The organism is Paraburkholderia strydomiana (assembly GCF_031456815.1).
Lineage (GTDB): Bacteria > Pseudomonadota > Gammaproteobacteria > Burkholderiales > Burkholderiaceae > Paraburkholderia > Paraburkholderia caledonica.
On sequence record NZ_JAVDVL010000001.1, the window covers coordinates 921,308 to 939,261 of the forward strand.

The window sequence follows — 17,954 nt, forward strand, 5'->3', positions numbered from 1 at the left end:
GCGCGCGGCTGCCTGCCGTTCCACGCTAGATCCGCGCTCGATCCACGCGATACGGTCGACACAGTTGCCGCGAATCCACCAACACAGTTAGCGCGACACTGCGTCAACTGTTTATGCCGCCATTAAACCGCGAACGCTACAGTTTTGGCTATGCCCACGGGAAGTGCCCTCGGGGTGCCTCGACGGAAATGCTTCAGGGGCGCCCCAACGGAAGTCCCTATCGGGAAACCACTTCGAGGAGAACCCATGACTTCGCGCCCCGTCATCGACGATCTGTCGTCTTTCTGGATGCCCTTCACCGCCAACCGCCAGTTCAAGGCCGCGCCGCGCCTGCTGGAGTCGGCGAAAGGCATGTATTACCGCAGCACGGACGGCCGCGAAGTGCTCGACGGCTGCGCGGGTCTCTGGTGCGTCAACGCGGGACACAGCCGCGACGAGATCGTTGCCGCCATTACGCAGCAACTCTCCACGCTCGACTTCGCGCCGACTTTCCAGATGGGCCATCCGCTCGCGTTCGAAGCGGCCACGAAGGTCGCCGAGCTGATGCCCGAGGGCCTCGACCGCATCTTCTTCACGAACTCGGGTTCCGAATCGGTCGACACCGCGCTGAAGATCGCGCTCGCCTACCACCGCTCGCGCGGCGAAGGGCAGCGCACGCGCCTGATCGGCCGCGAGCGCGGGTATCACGGCGTGGGTTTCGGCGGCATTTCGGTCGGCGGCATCGCGCCTAATCGCAAGACTTTCTCCGGCGCGTTGCTACCGGCGGTGGATCACCTGCCGCACACGCACAACCTCGAACACAACGCTTTCTCGAAGGGCCAGCCGGCTTGGGGCGCGCACCTCGCAGAGGAACTGGAGCGCATCGTCACGCTGCACGACGCGTCGACGATTGCCGCGGTGATCGTGGAACCGGTCGCCGGATCGACGGGCGTGCTGATTCCGCCGCAAGGCTATCTGCAGAAGCTGCGCGAAATCTGCACGAAGCACGGCATCCTGCTGATTTTCGACGAAGTGATCACCGGCTTCGGCCGCGTCGGCAAGGCCACGGCAAGTGAATATTTCGGCGTGACGCCGGACCTCATCACGATGGCCAAGGCGATCAACAACGCGTCGATTCCGATGGGCGCGGTTGCGGCAAGCCGCACGGTGCACGACACGATCGTCAACGCGGGCGCGCAAGGCGCGATCGAGCTATTCCACGGCTACACGTATTCGGCGCACCCGGCGGCCGTCGCCGCGGCTATCGCGACGCTGGACCTCTATGGCCGCGAAGGACTCTTCGAGCGCGCCGCGTCGCTTGCGCCGACGTTCGAAGCCGCCGCTCACTCGCTGCGCGGCGCGAAGCACGTGAAAGACATCCGCAACCTTGGGATGATTGCGGGCATCGAACTCGAACCGCGCGACGGCGCGCCCGGCGCACGCGCTTACGAAGCATTTGTCAAATGCTTCGAAGCGGGCGTGCTGGTGCGCTTCACCGGCGACATTCTTGCGTTCTCGCCGCCGCTCATCATCAACGAAGAGCAGATCGCGCACATCTTCAAGACTGTCGGCGACGTATTGGCCACCGTGCAGTAAGGTCCACCCCGGCTCAATGATGCGCGCGAGCCGCGCGCGTCTGAGCCGCCTTCTTGGCCGCCGCCGAACGGCCGGCTGCACCCTTGGTCGCAGCAGCCTTCTTGGCGGCCGCCGAGCGGCTCGCCGCCGGACGCTTCGCTGCGGCGGTCTTTGCCTGCTTCGACATCGCCGAAGGCGATGCGCCGGCCTTGCTCTCGCGCTTCAGCGCATTGGTGGAGGCGCGTGAGCGCTTCGCCGTCGACTCCTTGCTGGCCGTCTTTTTAGCGGTGCTCTTCTTCTGCCCCGCAGCGCTGTCCTTCTCGGCTTTCTTGCGCGTGGCCTCGCTTGCGGCGCCTTTCTTCGGCGCCTTCAGATCCACGCCCGCGCGACGCGCTTCCGAGAGGCCAATGGCGATCGCCTGCTTCGGCGACCTCACGCCGTGCTTGCCGGCGCGCACCTTGTCCACCTGCTCCTTGACGAACTCTCCAGCTTGCGTGCTTGCTGACTTGCCGGCGCGTTTGTCGGCTTCGGCACGCTTCACGGTTTTCTTTTCGGGCATGACGGTTCTCCGGTTGAATGTGGCTCTCATCGCTGAGCAATGCGTGTGCCGGGGTGGTCATTCAAGCTGCCGGGACTCGCGCCGTTCACTTCGACGGCGTATGGTGTCATCAAGAGTTGGCACTTGACCGGCTCGAACGGGAGACATCCATGAAGATCCCCACCGTGCGCGCGGGTGCGCATATTGAAGGCGTGCATTGGATTGCCGAATACGCGGAAGACGTCCACGAGATTCGCATCTTCCGCGAGGGGCAGGAAATCGACGTGCACGACGCGCCTTCGTCGCTGTTCGGCGACGAAGAGAACGCCGGCTCAAAGAGTACCGCGGATCATCGCGCGGCCGAGGCAGCCGTGCTGGCGTATCTGAGGCGCTTTGTGGCCGAGCACGACGCCGAGGAATAGCGCCTTCGGCTCAAGCGAGCCGGCCGGAAGATCGGCCGGCGGCCCGGCGCCTCATCCACGCCTCGTCGGCGCCGGCATGGATGGACGCCTGCGGCATGGACCGCCGCAGGTGTGGCGGCACGCTCGCGCCGCCACAGGAAGCTTACTCGGCGGGCCGCAGCTTCTTCACCTCGGCGTCCGACGGCTGAACGCTCGCGCCGTCGACATAGCGATACGACGTCATCACGCCTTTGCCGTCCTTCAGACCGGTCACGCCGACGTAAGCACCCATCGTTGACTGATTGTCCTGCGCGCGATAGGTGATCGGCCCGAACGGCGTTTCCACGCCAAGGCCCTTGAAAGCCGCCGCGAGCTTGTCGGTATCGACGGAACCCGCCTTTTTGATGCCGGCCGCAATCGACATGAGCGCCGAATAACCGACCACCGAGCCGAGCCGCGGATAGTCGTGATACTTCGCCTGATACGCGTCGACGAATTTCTTGTTGGCCGGCGTGTCGATCGAATACCACGGGTAGCCCGTTACGATCCAGCCGGCCGGCGCTTCGGCACCCAGCGGATCGAGATAATCCGGCTCGCCCGTCAGCAAGGAAACGACGCTGCGGTCCTTGAACAGGCCGCGCGTATTGCCCTCACGCACGAACTTGCCGAGATCGGCGCCGAACAGCACGTTGAAAATAGCGTCGGGCTTGGCGTCGGCGATTGCCTGCGTGACCGCGCCCGCGTCCACGTTGCCAAGCGGCGTGGCCTGCTCGGCAACGAACTGCACGTCAGGTTGCGCGGCGCTCAACAGTTTCTTGAAAGTCGCGACCGCCGATTGTCCGTACTCGTAGTTCGGATACACCAGCGCCCAGCGCTTCTTTTTCAGCTTGGCCGCTTCGGGCACGAGCATCGCAACCTGCATGTACGTGGAAGGACGCAGGCGATACGTATATTTGTTGCCGTCCGCCCAAACGATCTTGTCGGTCAGCGGTTCGGCGGCAAGGAAAAAGATCTTCTTCTGCTTCGCGAAGTCGGTGAGCGCGAGCCCTGTGTTCGACAGAAAACCACCGAACAGCAGTTGCACCTGTTCCCGCGCGATCAGTTCCTGCGCGACGCGGATCGTGTCGCCGGGGTTGCCGTTGTCGTCGCGCGAAACGACTTCGAGCTTTTTGCCGAGCACGCCTCCGCCAGCGTTGATCTGTTCCAGTGCAAGATTCCAGCCGTTCTTGTAAGGACCGAGAAAGGCCGGCTGCGCCTTGTAGCTGTTGATTTCGCCGATCTTGATGGTCTGCTGTGCGTTCGCGGCGAAGGCGGCGAACGACAGCACCGTCGATAGCGTGAGGCGAGAGATCCATCTTGCGCGCGTGGTCATGCGTTTCTCCGTATCAAAGGGATTGCGGGAATGCGTTGGTTTTCTGTCCGGCATTGCAGCGGCGCTCGAACGAACGGTCGACCGTTCGCTGCGTGGCACGCTCACTCGGCGACCGGCGTTGCGCGAATCCGCGCGACGCTTGCGGCAACGTCCTGCCAGGCCGGCTTGCCGCCCGCGAACTGCTGCCGCAGATACGTCACGAGTTCGGCGACCTGGGCGTCGTTGAAACTGTCGCGGTAAGCCGGCATCGTACCGAGTTCGGGCCGCGCAGGCGAGCCGATGCCGTCGAGTATCACGCGGATCAGATTATCGGGCGTCGCGCTGTGCAGATTCGTATTGAGCGCCAGCGACGGATGCGCGCCGAACAGTTGCGGCCCGCTGCCCGTGTGGTGACAGGCGGCACATGCACCGTCGAAAAGCCGTGCGCCGACGCCGGACGGCGTCCCGGTGATCGCGCTTGCGTGTTCGTATTGACGCGCCATCGCGGCGGTATCGACATTCGCTTCAACGGGATTGAGCGACGCAAGGTAGTTTGCCATCGCGCGAATATCGCTGTCGGGCAACGCAGCGAGATCTGCGACGACCGGCGCCATCGGGCCAGCCGCAACGCCATGCAGCGGCGCGTGCCCGAAGCGCAGATAGCTGAACAGTTCGTCTTCGCTCCACGGCACAGGCGAGTTTGAGAGCGACGACAACGCGGGCGCTTCCCAGCCTTCCGCGCTGCCCCCGCCCATGAACGCCGCGCCGGTCTTCTCGGCGCCGAAAGCGTTGCGCGGCGTGTGGCATGCGCTGCAATGCCCGAGACCGTTGACGAGATACGCGCCGCGATTCCACTGCGCGCTTTGCGTCGCGCTCGCAACGAACGTATTGCGTCCGAGGAACAAGCCATTCCATGCGGCCATCAGCGGACGCGCGCTGAACGGAAACGGCAGCTTCGTTTCCGGCGGACGGAAGCGAACCGGCGTTTGCGACATCAGGTACGCGTAGAGCGCCTTGAGGTCGTCGTCGGAAGTGTTCCTGAACGACGTGTACGGAAACGCCGGATACAGCCGATGGCCGTCGCGGCTAACGCCTTCGCGCATCGCGCGAACGAACGCTTCGAGCGACCATGAGCCGATGCCCGTCCGCGCATCGGGCGTGATGTTCGTACTGTAGACCGTGCCGAACGGTGTCTCGAGCGGCTTGCCGCCGGCGTTCGGCACACCGTTGCGCGCCGTATGGCACACCGCACAATTGCCGAGCGAGGCCAGCAGCTTGCCGCGCGCGACGAGTTCCGGCGCGAACGCACTGGCAAGCGGCGGTGCGATCGGCGCAATGGGCGGCGGCGCCCACGCCGACGCACCGAGCCAGCCCGCAGCGCCCGCGGCAAATGCGCCGAGAAAACCCAAACGCCAGCGCTTTTTGCGGCGCGACGCGGCGTCTTGGGCCTGCGCATCGGCGAGCGCGGCGCGGATCGTTTCGGGCGTGAAAGGAGGCTTGCGAAAACGCACGCCGGTCGCGTCGTACAGCGCATTCGCAATCGCCGCCGCGCCGGGCAGCGACGCGGACTCGCCCGCGCCCATCGGCGGCTCGCCGTGGCGCGGCATCATCACAACGTCGATCACGGGCACTTCACGGAACGTGAGGATCGGGTACGCACCCCACTCCTGACTCGTCACCGCGTTCTGGTCGAACGTCACGCGCTCTTTCAGTGCGCGGCTCGTCGCCTGAATCACGTTGCCGTGAATCTGATGACGCACGCCGTCGGGATTGATCATGGTGCCCGTGTCCTGGCCGACCACCACGCGCGTTACCGCGAGTTCGCCGCTTCGGCGGTTCACTTCGACGTCGGCGACCCACGCGCACCACGCCGCGCCGAAGCCGGGAAACTTGCTGTGCACATAGCGTGCGTAAGCAATACCGCGGCCGCGCGCGATGTCGCCCTCCTCCCGCGGCTGGTCGGTCCGCGGCTCTCGCGGCTGCCAGTCCGCACGCTCGGCGACCGCCTTCACGAGGTCGACGGCACGGGGGTCGCTCAAATGCTTCAGGCGAAATTCGACCGGATCGACGCCCGCTTCGGCCGCGAGTTCGTCGATGAACGACTCGTGCGCGAACGTGTTCGGCAACGCGGACACGCCGCGCAGCCACGACGCACGCACGATGGGCGGCGTGTCGTCGCAGACCACGCGCATCGACCGATAATCGTATGGGGGCACCGCCGTTCGGTCGCCCATTTCGAAGACCTGCGGCTGCGCGGACAGCACGCCGGTCAGCAGCAGCGCCAACGTAGGTGCGTCATTCGACGGATAACGCGTCGCGAAGTCGTAAGCCGCCAGTTCGCCTTCGGCGCTCAACGCGCCGCGCACATCCATCAATTGCGCCGCGCCCTTCGGCTCCCACGCATGCTCGTCCTCGCGCGACAGTTGCACGCGCACCGGGGCGCCGGTCGCGCGCGAGAGCAGAGCGGCGTCGGCGGCGACATCATCCGCGCAATTGCGACCGTAGCAGCCGGCCGCATCCATCCGCACGATGTCGATGAGCGCCTCGTCCATCGACATCAGCAATGCAAGGTCGGCGCGCAGCGAATGCGGGTTCTGCGTACCCGACCACACTTTCAGCGCGCCCTCGCGATAATCGGCGACCGCGCACGAAGGGCCGATCGACGCGTGCATCTGAAACGGCCACACGTAAGTGCGATTCAGCGTGCGGCTCGCGTCCTGCGAAAGCGCCGCGTCGACATCGCCGTCGATCACGAGGTCGCGCCGTTTCGCCGGATTTGCACGCAATGCGGCTTCTACTTCTTCACTGGTTTCGAGCGGCGGCAACGGTTGGGCGGCTTTCCACTGCACATGGAGCCGCTTCGCGGCCTGCTGCGCGACTTCTTCACGTTCAGCCACGATGCCTACAAAGTCGCGTATGACGACTACTTTGACGATGCCGGGCAAGTCGCGAATCGATTCTTCGTCGACATGCAGCAGGCTGTTGCCGACAAAATCGCCCTGCGCAATCCCCGCATACGGCGGGCGCACTACGCGGCCGTGCAGCATGCCGGGCACACGCACGTCGTGCACGAAGCTCAATTCGCCCGTTGCCTTCGCGGGAATGTCGACGCGCGGCGCGCTCTTGCCGACAATCTTGTAGGCGTGCGGCGATTTCAAAGGCGCGTCGGTGGTCAGCTGCAATTCGACTCGCTGCCCTGCGATCAACTCGCCGTAGCCGATGCGTCTTGCTTTCTCTACCGCGTTGTCGCCGTCTTGTTCGAACACCATGCCGTCGCGTACAGCGAGCTTTTCCACATCCACGCCGAAGCGCGCCGCCGCCTGCGCGAGGAGCCATTGACGCGCCTGCGCCGCCGCATGCCGCAGCGGCACTGCGGTTATCTGCATCGTGGCGCTTGCGATAGTCGGCCCCTGATTCGGCGTTTCGTTCGTATGGCCAAGCACGATCGAAACGCGCGTCAAAGGCAGATCCAGTTCTTCTGCGACGATCTGCGCCAGCGCGGTGCCGATGCCGGTGCCGAGATCGACATGGCCGTTGAAAGCGATCGCGCTGCCGTCGTCGCGGACGGCGAGAAACATATCGGGCTCGCCTGGAACAAACGACGACCGCGAGCCGGGTTGCCCGACAGCCGGCTTGACCGGCGCTTGCGGCGCGCGCATGACGATCAGCACGCTCTGCGCGTCATACAACTGCTTGCGCGACGGCACAGTGGCCCGGCGGTCGACGCTGATATCCGGTCCTGTCATGCGCGCGCCCCTTCGGAAGCATTCTTTTGCGACGCGAGTAGTTCAGCGGCGCGCTGCACAGCACGCACGATCTCCACATGTGTGCCGCAGCGGCACAGGTTGCGCGACAACTCGCGCCGGATCGTTTCCACACTGGGATGCGGATCGCGATCGAGCAACGCCTTCGCCGTCATGATCATCCCGCTCAGGCAATAGCCGCATTGCGCAGCCTGCTCTTCGATAAAAGCCTGTTGCACTGGATGCAGCGCGGCGCGTGTACCCAATCCTTCGAGCGTGGTAATTTCGCGGCCTAATGCCACTTTGGCGGTCGTCACGCACGCACGCGTCGGCACGCCGTCGAGCAGCACCGTGCATGCGCCGCATTCGCCCAGTCCGCAGCCGAATTTTGGACCGTTGAGCGCGAGATCGTTGCGCAACAGATAAAGCAGCGGCGTGTCGGCGGCGGCGCTGACGAGATGCGTCGCGCCGTTCACTTTCAGCGCGAGCGGCGCCGGCCCGTTCACGAGCACACCGCGCGCGCTAAACGTTGCGTGCTCACAGCACGACCGGCACTTCGGTCGCGGGCGGCGTATTACGACTGCGCCTGCAACGGATCAAACCGTCGATCATCACCATGCCAACGCCCGGAATGTCGCCGAGCTGCACGCTTTCGAGCAGCGTGTCAGCCGCCGTATGTTGTGCGCGGTCCATGAAGACGAGGTCGGCGGGGCGTCCCACTTCGATCAAGCCCTGCCGCAAGTTCCGCTGACGCGCGGTATTGCCGGTCGCGAAGCAGAACGCGATTTCAGCGGGCACATCCGCGAGACTGGAAATGAGCGCGATCATCCGCAGAATGCCCAACGGTTGCACGCCGGAGCCAGCGGGACTGTCAGTGCCGAGAATAATGCGGTGCGGGCATTTCAGTTCGACCGCATGACGAGCCGTCAGCAATGCGATGCGTTCGTTGCCGTTGTGCACTATCTCGAGCGCACGGCTCGACTGCTCGCACAAATCGCATACATGCCGGTAAGACAGCGACGTATGCCCGCCGTTGATATGGCCGATCACGTCGGCATCGGCTTCCAGCACCACGTCGCGGTCGATCAGACCGGAGCCGGGAATCGAAGGGCCGCCCGTATGAATCGTGCTCTGAATGCCGTACTTACGCGCCCACGCAACCATCTGCGCGGCCTCCTCACCGGCCTTCACGCTGCCGAGACCGACTTCGCCGAGCAGCTTCACGCCCGCTTCGGACAGCTCCTTGAAATCCTCCTCGACCATGCCTTTCTCGATGACCGGCGCGCCCGCCATCACCTTGACGCCGCCGCCGACACCCGCGCCGCGCATGCCTTCGAACGAACGCTGCGCGGTGATCGCCAGCGCCTTCACGCCGAGCACATCTTTCGGACGACCAGGCAAATGCACTTCGCCGGCGGAGATCATCGTTGTCACGCCGCCGTTCAGATTCGATTCGATCCAGCCCATCTGGTTCTGGCGCGGCGTCCAGTCGCCGAATACCGGATGCACGTGCGAATCGATCAGGCCGGGCGCGACGGTCGTACCCTTGCAATCCACCGTGGTGCGCGCGCCTTCAAGGTCGCAGTCTTTCTCTTTGCCCACAGCAACGATCACGCCGTCGTCGATCACCAGCGTGTCGGCGTCGAGAATCGGCTGATCGATGTCGCCGGATAACAGCAGCCCGATGTTCGTTACCGCGACCTTGCCCGACAAGCCTGTCAACGTCTCTGCTGCCATCTGCCTCTCCTTTCGCAACGACTGTCCTAATCACGCGCGACTCAAACGCTCAGATAAGCGCGCCTCACTGTTTCGTTACTTGCCAGTTCGCCGATCGTGCCGCTAAAACGGATCTGCCCTTTTTCGAGCACATACGCGCGGTCGCTGACCAGCTCCGCGAAGTGCAGGTTCTGTTCGGATAACAGAATGGATAGCCCTTCGCGCTTGAGTTCGAGAATCATATTGGCCATCTGCTCGACGATCACAGGTGCCACGCCCTCGGACGGTTCATCGAGCAACACGAGATACGGGTTACCCATCAACGTGCGCGATACCGTGAGCATCTGCTGCTCGCCGCCGCTCATCTGGCCGCCGGGGCGTTTCGGCATTTCGCCGAGATTGGGAAACAGACGGAACAGCTTCTCCGGCGTCCATTGCGGCGCGCCTTCGCGCGGCGGCTGGCGGCCAGTGTCGAGGTTCTCCATCACTGTCAGATCGGCAAAGACACGCCGGTCTTCCGGGACGAAGCCCATGCCCATGCGAGCGATCTTGTAGGGCGCGAACGCAGCAATATTCTGGCCGCGAAAGATGACTTCTCCCTGGCGGCGCGGCAGCAGGCCCATTACCGCTTTCATGGTGGTCGATTTGCCTGCGCCGTTGCGGCCCATCAACGCGACAACTTCGCCGCGGCCCACTTCCAGGCCGACATCGAACAGAATGTGAGCGCGGCCATAAAACGCGTTGAGGCCCGCTACTTTCAGCATCGGCTCGCTCATTGCAGCGCTCCCCTTGCAGCATGGCCAGCCGCCATGTCGTGCAGCGCAGCGTGCGGCTGAAACGTCTTGCCGGTGCCGAAATACACTTCCTGCACGCGCGGGTCGTTACGGATCGTGTCACCGTCGCCCTCGGCGATCAGCTTGCCGCGCGCGAGCACGATCATCCGGTCGGCGTAAGCGAACACCACGTCCATGCTGTGCTCGGTGAACAGCACGCCGATTTTCTGCTCCGTGACGAGCCGCTTGGTCAGCGCCATCAGTTCGTTGCGCTCCTTCGGCGCCATGCCTGCAGTAGGCTCGTCCATCAACAGAAGCTTCGGCCGGTTCGCGAGTGCAATGGCCAGCTCGACACGCTTCACGTCGCCATACGCGAGAACGCCGCATGCGCGGTTCGCGTCGGCGGCCATGCCGACCTGTTCGAGCAGCGCGAACGCTTCATCTGCATAGCGCGAAGCCGCGGGCTTCCACACGCCGAAGGTTTTGCGTTCGCGTGAGACAAGGGCCATCTGCACGTTTTCGAGCACCGTCATTGAGTTGAAGGTCGCCGCGATCTGGAATGTCCGGCCCACGCCGAGCCGCCAGATGTCGCGCGGACGCATGCCGACGAGTTCGTGTCCGTCGAAACGGATAGAGCCTGACGAGGGCGATAATTGTCCGTTGACCATGTTGAAGCAAGTGGACTTGCCCGCGCCGTTAGGCCCGAGCAATGCGAGAAGCTGTCCGGCTTCGAGCGTGAACGAAACGTCGTCCACCGCTTTCAGGCCGCCGAACGATTTACAGAGGCCGGATACGTGCAGCAAGCTCATAGCCCCTCCTTGATCGCCGTGCGTTGCGACGGTTGCGGGCCGCTCTTCTCAGCGTTGTCGGCCGTGTCATCGCCAAAACGATCGCGGATAAAGCCGACGATGCCCTGCGGAAACGCGATAACCAGCAACAGAATCGTGAAGCCCAGCAGCGCTTGCCAGTAATCGGTCTGCCGCGCGACGGTGTCCTGCAGCCACGTGAAGACAGCCGCACCGACTATCGGCCCGGTGAGCGTTTGCAAGCCGCCGAGCAGCACCATCACGAGGCCGTCGACGGAACGGCTCACGCTGATCACCTCCGGCGAAATCGTGCCCTTGGAGAACGCATACAACGACCCTGCGAGACCGCAGAACAGCGACGCGATCACGAAAGCGGCCCATTGCACGCGCTTCACGTCGATGCCGATCGCCTCCGCGCGCAGCACCGAATCGCGCGACGCGCGCATTGCATAACCGAGCGGCGAGAACAACATGCGGCGCAGGAGCCATACGCCGATCACCGCACACGCAAGCGTCAGGTAATAAAACGCCACCGGCGACGACAGCCAGTTAGACGGCCACAAGCCGAGAATGCCGTTGCTGCCGCCCGTCACATCGTCCCATTGGAAAACGACCGACCACACGATCTGCGCGAACGCGAGTGTCAGCATCGCGAGGTACACGCCGGAAAGGCGCACGCAGAACCACCCGAACACCAGCGCGCCTGCAACGGCCAGAAGCGGTCCGAGCATCAAGGCGGCTTCCATCGGCAGATTCAACACCTTGAGGAAGAGCGCGGCGCCATATGCACCTAGCCCGAAATACGCAGCATGACCGAACGAATGCATGCCGCCGGGCCCCATGATGAAATGCAGACTCGTCGCGAACAGCACGGCGATGAGAATTTCCACGAGCAGCACCGGCATATACGGGAACGCATTCGCCGTGAGCGGCGCGAGCAACAGGACTAGCAGTGCAATCGCGGCAAGCCATTTGAGCCGCTTTCCCGCAGGACGCAGAGGCGCTTCGGGCGCAGCCATGCCCCGCACCGCGGCACTCGCGCGACCGAGCAAACCCCAGGGCCGCACCACGAGCACAACAGCCATCACGACGAATTCCGCAACCAGCGTAAAGCGGCTCAACGAGAGACCGACGCCGAATAACGTCACATGTCCGATGCCGATGCACAGCGCCTTGATCTCGGCGATGATCAGCGCCGCGACGAACGCGCCCGGAATCGACCCCATGCCGCCGACCACGACGACCACGAACGCATTGCCGATCGTCTCCAGATCGAGCGAGAGGTTCGCCGACATACGCGGCCCTTGCAGCGCACCGCCCAATCCGGCGAGAAATGCGCCGACGAAAAACACGCCTGTAAACAGCCAAGCCTGATTAATGCCGAGCGCGCCAAGCATCTCGCGATCGTGAGTGGCCGCGCGCACGAGCGTGCCCCAACGCGTACGGGTCAACGCATACCAGAGCAGGAGCAAAACCACCGGGCCGATGACGATCAATGCGATGTCATACGTCGGCAACGGATGGCCGAGAAAATCCACCGCGCCCGCAAGATGCGGCGCGCGCGGTCCGAACAGATCTTCGGGTCCCCATAGCCACAACGCGGCGTCGCGAAAGATCAGTACGAGTGCAAACGTGGCAAGAAGATGGAACAGCTCAGGCGCCTGATAAATGCGCCTGAGCACGATCACCTCGACGAGCGCGCCGAGCACCGCCACGACCAGCGCGGCGGCCAGCACCGAAAGCCAGAAGCCGCCCGCGGTGTGTCCGAAACGGCTGGCGATGCTGTAGGCCACGTAGATGCCGAACATGTAGAACGAGCCGTGCGCAAAGTTGACGATGCGCGTTACGCCAAAGATCAACGACAAGCCGGCGGCGACGAGAAATAGCGTCGACGCGTCGGCGAGTCCGTTGACCAGTTGTACCAGCAAATTCGAAAGCATCGAGACCCTCGGCAGCTTGCTGACGATCCACGCGCAAAACGGCAAGAGGCTCGAACAGCAGACGTTGCGGCGCGTACGGCACCGTGCTCGCACGCATCAACGGCAGCACACTACCTGAAAGAAAGCCCTTGCGGGAAGCCGTGAAAAAATCGCGTGCAAATCCCGGCGCAAGCATCAGCGCAAACCATCCTCGCCCTTGATTTGACTTGCCTGCAAACCGCCGACACGCGGCAACGGCCGGCCCGACGCGGTCACGGCCACCGCGACCACGATCTCGTTGGCGCGCGGCGCGTCCGACACGCGCGCCTCGATCGCGTCGAAATGACTGCGCACGAAAGCGGCGTCTTTATGGCCGAGCGGCACGTCGATCGCGGTGCCGAGCGTGCCCATTTTTTTCGCCGACGGCACGAGCGCCGCGCCCTTTTCGACCGCCGCGCGCAACGGCGCGCCGAGCTTCGGGTGCAGAATCGCGGCGGCGTGTTCGAGTTCGCCCGCCTCGCCGACAATCGCGGCCTTGCCGTAACTTTGCGCGTCGCCCGGTTCGATGCCGAGCGCTTCGACGCACCTCTTGCCGAGCAGCGCGCCCAGTTCCTCGCCGGCCTCGATCAGTGCGTCGAGCTTCGCTTCGAAGCGGCCCGCATACGGGTTGTCGATCACCGCGATCGCCACCGCGCGGCGTGCCGGCGGATCGACGTTCTGACCCATTTCAATGCGTGTTTCGTCCACTTGCACGACTAGCTTGCGAAGCCTGATTGCCATTTCGCTCTCCGTGTTTCCATGCCTGCGTTGCTCTGTGTTGCTCTGTATTGTTCGTGCGCCCGTTGCAACCTTCACCGTGGTTTAGCGCAGGCCGTCCTTGCCCACAATCGCCTCTTTCGCCAGTCCGCCGACGCGCGCATGCACGCGATGACCGGTGCTCATCGCGAGGATGTACACCACTTCGTCGGCGGACGGTGCGCCGGGCACGCGTACTTCGATCGCGTCGAAATGACTGCGCACGTAGCTCGCATTCACATGCGTAAGCGGTACGTCGAGCGCGGTGGACGGCGCGCCGATCTTTTTCGTCGACGGCACGATTGCGTTGGTGGGCACGCCGTTTTTCTCCAGCAACTCGCGCATCGCATAGCCGCCTGGCACATGCCACAACGCGCCGTGTTCGAGTTCGCCACGCGAGCCGACAATCGCGCCCTTGCCATAACCTTCGATCGACGCATGCGGGACCGCCATCGCCGCGAGCAGCCGTTGCGCCATGTCGACGCCGATGGGCTTGAGCGCTTCTATCGCGTGTTCGATGTTCGCTTCATAGCGGCCGGCGAACGGGTTCGTCATCACAGCGGCAATGGCACCGCGGCGCAACGGCTGTGCGGGCGCGGGGCCGAACTCGTGGAAGATGTCTTCGACGTGCGTCAGCACGCGGCGTATTTCGAACACGGAACCTCCGTTGTTGTTTGAGCGCGATGCGAAAGCAACCCGCTCGTGCCGTGCATACCGGCGACTCGCACTCGTCCTTGCAAGAACAATGCGGCGCCTTCAATGATCTCGCTATCGAGCAAACGCCGCGCGGCCTCAACGCCGCGTGCAAGTGCGAAATCGACGAGCGGCTGTGGCAGCGAAGGCACGTTGGCGGTAACAAGCCGGTCGCCCAGATCGGTGTCGTCCTTCAGCGACGAAGCCGGTACACGTACGATGCCTGCATGATCGAGATTCACGGCGTTGGCGATCATCGTCGCGGCAGCGTCGGCGCTTGCCGCATTGCGTGCGAGCACGGTCACACTGTCCGCGATGCCGAGACTGAAACTGCGGCCGCGCCAACCACTCGTGGCAATGCCGCGAACGGGCGCGTTCGCGTCGAGCGTGAGATTGGCGTCGAGCGCGTCGCCGCCTCGGCGCTGCACCTTCGCGAGCGCTTGCGAGACGTCCGCAAAAACACCGACGCGATATTGCCTGCCTTCCGTCAAATAAAACGCTATGTCGCCGCCATTGTTGATGAACGCGCGAGAGATGCCTTCACGCGCGAATGCAGCGATCAGTTCGTCGGCGACGCTGCCTGCAACGGCCGCCATTGGCGTGATAAAACGCGCGCGGTGCGGATGGCACGCGGACCACATGCGGCGCGCAACATGGCCTTGCAGCGCGCAATCATCAGGCGACGCGTCGGCGCTGATGGGCCGCCGAAGCATTTTTAATTCACCGACCAGTTCAGGCAATACGTCCACGAAACGCGTCCAGCACGCATCAAAAGCAGCTTGCAGCGCGGCGGGTTCTCCGTCGGCGCCGAGGATCAGATCGATCGGCCCGTGCTGCCAATGCCAGCGGGTTGCGTCGATGCGGATGCGGGTTGGGCTCATAGCGTTGTCGTGACAGTCCGGTTAGCCGAGCATTGGCGGCATGACGGGTGGCCACGGGTTGTCCGGATTGGCGGCCACCATGCGGCGCGCAAGCGGTGCGCCTTCGGTATGCTCCGGACCGTTGATCAACACGTTTTCCAATGAACGCACTGCATCCAGATGGCCGCCGAGATCGCGATAGGCGTCGTACGTCATGGTGAATTCGATCGGCGCGACAATCGCGGGCGTCGGTACAGTACCGAACGACCGGTCAGGCATGCGCGATACGTCGACCATCACGGTAATGCCGCCGCCCGGCCACACATAAGCCGGCGCGCCGCCGCATGTCACGTTGACGAGCTTCTGCTTGATCGCGCGCGTGAGCAAAACAGGGTTCTCGGTCGCACCCGCGCGCAGACTGCCGCCCGCGCCGCCGAGAAACAGCACCGTTGCAAGCGACGGCTCGCAGTTTTCGCCGATCCGCTCCACTGTTCTGCGCACCGCATCGGGCATCTCGGCCATGCGCGGAACGAGATCCTGATCGAGCTCATACCACTGCGCGTGTTCGCCGGTGGTCGACACCATCAGCAGGCGCATGCCGGGTTTCGCAAGTGCAGGATCGAAGCCTTCGATAATCGCAAGCGGGTCCTGAATGTCGGTGCCGCCCCAGCCAATGCCGGGATTCGCCACCTGAAAGTAGCGGCCGGGCGTCGACTTGCGTCCGCGAATCCTGATGCCGGAGCGTGTCATACCCAGACAGCGCCCCGCCTGATGTTCGGTCAGCACGCCGGTGATGTGATCGTCCACCACGACGACTTCGTCCGCGTGTCCGAACCATTGTTTAGCGAAGATACCGATAGTCGCCGACCCGCAACCCACGCGCATGCGCCGCTCTTCGACACCGTCGACAACCGGCGCGGCACCGGCGCGAATCGCGAGGCTCGCGCCGCCGTCGATGCTCAACTCCACCGCCTGTTTATTGCCGAGGGCGAGCATCATGTCGCAAGTCACGCGGCCTTCTTTCTTGCTGCCGCCGGTCAGATGATGCACGCCGCCGAGACTCAACATTTGCGAGCCGTATTCGGCCGTCGTCACATGCCCGACGATCTCACCTTGACAGCGCACGTTGGCCTGCTCTGGACCGAGAAAGCGGTCAGTGTCGATTTTTACCTTGAAGCTGCAATAGCTGAAAATGCCTTCGGTGACGACCGTGATCATGTCGACGTCGTCGCGCTTCGAGGCAACGATAAAAGGCGCGGGTTTGTAGTCGGGGTAAGTGGACGATGCGCCGACACCGGTCACGAAAAGCGCCTGTTCGGCAGGATCATTTTGAGCATCTGACGATGCACCGAATTCGACCGTGGAGTCCGCTTCGTTTGCGCGGGATAGAAACACCACCGGGTCGACGCGAATGAGCCGTCCGCTTGCATTCGCATAGCGATCGCATGCGCCGGTACGGCCTTCCGATATCTGACACAGCACCGGACAGGCATTGCATTCGATCTTGTTCGACGCCATTCGCTCGCTGCGCGGCGCCGCCTTCTCGAGCACGGTGGGGCCGGGCGTCGAGGCGGTTTCGCCGTCGACGCGCTCCGCACCGAAATCGACCTTCGTATGTTCTGTCATGGTGGGGTTCCCATACGACGACATTACAATCGGTCCTGCCCGGCTGACGAATAGCCCTTGTTTCAAGGGACGTTTCGTGTGACTCGCGAATTTCATGTTGCGGTCACTTACCGTTCGTGTAGTATCCGCTACACCAAAGTTCTTGCAAATCTACTCGATCAAAATAGACTGCGCAATGTGTTTCCCGTGCGTATGCGGATGGTGCAACGCGGCATTTAAAGAGCGCGCGTTGGATCGATCTTCCAGTTTGCGCCGAAGCAGTGGTACTCGCAGCATTCATAACACCCGGCAGCACTCGCACTATGCAAGGCCCGCTGTATGATAAGGACGCGTATCTGCCCTGGCGAACAGCAGCCGCAAGGTCGCAAGGTGCAAACCGTTTAACGACGCCAAAAGAGATATTGGACCGCCATGAGTTCCACTGCCGCTCGCAAACCGGGAGCCACCGGCATCCGTGCGAAACAGGCGCAAGACACGCGCGCCAAGATACTGAAAGCGGCAATCAAGGTCTTCGCGAAGCAAGGCTATGCAAGCGGGCGCGTGGAAAGTATTTCGAAGGCTGCGCGCTCGCACGACCGAATGATTTATTACTACTTCGGCAGCAAGGAACAGTTGTTTATCGAAGTACTGGAAACGATCTACACGCAGTTCAACGAAGCGGAGAGCAAGCTCGATCTCGACCTGGACGATCCGGTGCACGGCCTCGAACAGATGGTCGAGTTCGTCTGGCAGTACTACCTCGACCACCCCGAGTTCGTTACGCTGCTGTCGAGCGAAAATCTGCATCAAGGCAAGCACGCCAAGAAGTCTTCGAAGCTGAAGGAGATCTCGGGCTATGCGATCTCCGTGGTGCAAAAGCTGTTGGATGCAGGCAAGGCACAGCGCGTTTTCCGCGCCGACGTAGAGGCGCGCGACGTGTATCTGCTGATCGCATCGCTCGGCTATTTCTATAACGCGAACCAGTACACGTTGGGCGCGTTTCTCGGCGAGTCGCTAATGGACAAGGCGGCGCTCGCGCATTGGCGCGAAGTTATCAAGGACACCGTATTGCGCGCTGTCCGGATCGACTCGGTAGCTCAGGTGCGCCCGGATGCAGCTGCCGGGACTGACGTCGATGCCAATGCACGTCGCGGAACCGAGCCCGCACGGCGCGCAATGTAAAAACGCGCGCCGTATCGG

General features: G+C 63.3%; 15 protein-coding genes. 3 read left to right on the forward strand and 12 right to left on the reverse strand.

Going from position 1 to position 17,954, the window contains the following annotated elements; all coding sequences use genetic code 11:
• Window positions 1-246: 246 nt before the first annotated feature.
• Complete coding sequence (locus J2W46_RS04130) at window positions 247-1,575, forward strand: aspartate aminotransferase family protein (RefSeq protein WP_027776251.1); 1,329 nt, start codon at window positions 247-249, stop codon at window positions 1,573-1,575.
• A 13-nt stretch (window positions 1,576-1,588) separates the two neighbouring features.
• Here the strand turns inward: J2W46_RS04130 and J2W46_RS04135 are convergent, their stop codons facing one another.
• Complete coding sequence (locus J2W46_RS04135) at window positions 1,589-2,113, reverse strand: DUF6496 domain-containing protein (protein WP_204521871.1); 525 nt, start codon at window positions 2,111-2,113, stop codon at window positions 1,589-1,591.
• 149 nt (window positions 2,114-2,262) lie between these two features.
• Between J2W46_RS04135 and J2W46_RS04140 the strand changes: the two genes are divergently transcribed.
• Window positions 2,263-2,514 (forward strand): hypothetical protein, encoded by a 252-nt coding sequence (locus J2W46_RS04140; RefSeq protein ID WP_020066610.1) that lies wholly within the window; start codon window positions 2,263-2,265, stop codon window positions 2,512-2,514.
• A 142-nt stretch (window positions 2,515-2,656) separates the two neighbouring features.
• On the opposite strand, the gene J2W46_RS04145 is transcribed toward J2W46_RS04140, so the two are convergent.
• From J2W46_RS04145 to J2W46_RS04195, 11 genes are all read right to left on the reverse strand, one after another.
• Window positions 2,657-3,865, reverse strand: a complete 1,209-nt coding sequence (locus tag J2W46_RS04145; protein ID WP_087753582.1) for an ABC transporter substrate-binding protein — start codon at window positions 3,863-3,865, stop codon at window positions 2,657-2,659.
• 101 nt (window positions 3,866-3,966) lie between these two features.
• Window positions 3,967-7,590: a molybdopterin cofactor-binding domain-containing protein gene (locus J2W46_RS04150; RefSeq protein WP_310351523.1), complete on the reverse strand. Its 3,624-nt coding sequence runs from the start codon at window positions 7,588-7,590 to the stop codon at window positions 3,967-3,969.
• Window positions 7,587-8,093: a (2Fe-2S)-binding protein gene (locus J2W46_RS04155; RefSeq protein ID WP_027776255.1), complete on the reverse strand. Its 507-nt coding sequence runs from the start codon at window positions 8,091-8,093 to the stop codon at window positions 7,587-7,589. The genes J2W46_RS04150 and J2W46_RS04155 overlap by 4 nt, the downstream gene beginning before the upstream one ends.
• Window positions 8,094-8,124: 31 nt before the next feature.
• Window positions 8,125-9,324, reverse strand: coding sequence for an amidohydrolase family protein (locus tag J2W46_RS04160; RefSeq protein ID WP_020066614.1), 1,200 nt, complete (start codon window positions 9,322-9,324; stop codon window positions 8,125-8,127).
• Window positions 9,325-9,365: 41 nt separating this feature from the next.
• The gene (locus J2W46_RS04165) at window positions 9,366-10,079 is read right to left on the reverse strand and encodes an ABC transporter ATP-binding protein (protein ID WP_310351524.1); all 714 of its coding nucleotides are present in this window, start codon (window positions 10,077-10,079) and stop codon (window positions 9,366-9,368) included.
• Window positions 10,076-10,885 (reverse strand): ABC transporter ATP-binding protein, encoded by an 810-nt coding sequence (locus tag J2W46_RS04170; RefSeq protein ID WP_020066616.1) that lies wholly within the window; start codon window positions 10,883-10,885, stop codon window positions 10,076-10,078. The genes J2W46_RS04165 and J2W46_RS04170 overlap by 4 nt, the downstream gene beginning before the upstream one ends.
• On the reverse strand, window positions 10,882-12,822 hold the full coding sequence (locus J2W46_RS04175) for an ABC transporter permease (protein WP_087753613.1): 1,941 nt from the start codon (window positions 12,820-12,822) through the stop codon (window positions 10,882-10,884). Before J2W46_RS04175 ends, J2W46_RS04170 begins: the two co-directional genes overlap by 4 nt.
• A gap of 174 nt (window positions 12,823-12,996) precedes the next feature.
• On the reverse strand, window positions 12,997-13,581 hold the full coding sequence (locus tag J2W46_RS04180; RefSeq protein WP_310351529.1) for an amino acid synthesis family protein: 585 nt from the start codon (window positions 13,579-13,581) through the stop codon (window positions 12,997-12,999).
• Window positions 13,582-13,662: 81 nt separating this feature from the next.
• A complete protein-coding gene (locus J2W46_RS04185) occupies window positions 13,663-14,253 on the reverse strand; it encodes an amino acid synthesis family protein (RefSeq protein ID WP_310351533.1) in 591 nt (196 codons plus the stop codon).
• Window positions 14,229-15,170: a UPF0280 family protein gene (locus J2W46_RS04190; RefSeq protein ID WP_310351536.1), complete on the reverse strand. Its 942-nt coding sequence runs from the start codon at window positions 15,168-15,170 to the stop codon at window positions 14,229-14,231. Before J2W46_RS04190 ends, J2W46_RS04185 begins: the two co-directional genes overlap by 25 nt.
• Before the next feature lie 21 nt (window positions 15,171-15,191).
• Window positions 15,192-16,775, reverse strand: coding sequence for a 6-hydroxynicotinate reductase (locus J2W46_RS04195; protein WP_310351539.1), 1,584 nt, complete (start codon window positions 16,773-16,775; stop codon window positions 15,192-15,194).
• Window positions 16,776-17,186: 411 nt separating this feature from the next.
• On the opposite strand from J2W46_RS04195, the gene J2W46_RS04200 reads away from it, so the two are divergent.
• Window positions 17,187-17,936 (forward strand): TetR family transcriptional regulator, encoded by a 750-nt coding sequence (locus tag J2W46_RS04200; protein WP_131318304.1) that lies wholly within the window; start codon window positions 17,187-17,189, stop codon window positions 17,934-17,936.
• The last annotated feature ends 18 nt before the right edge of the window (window positions 17,937-17,954 follow it).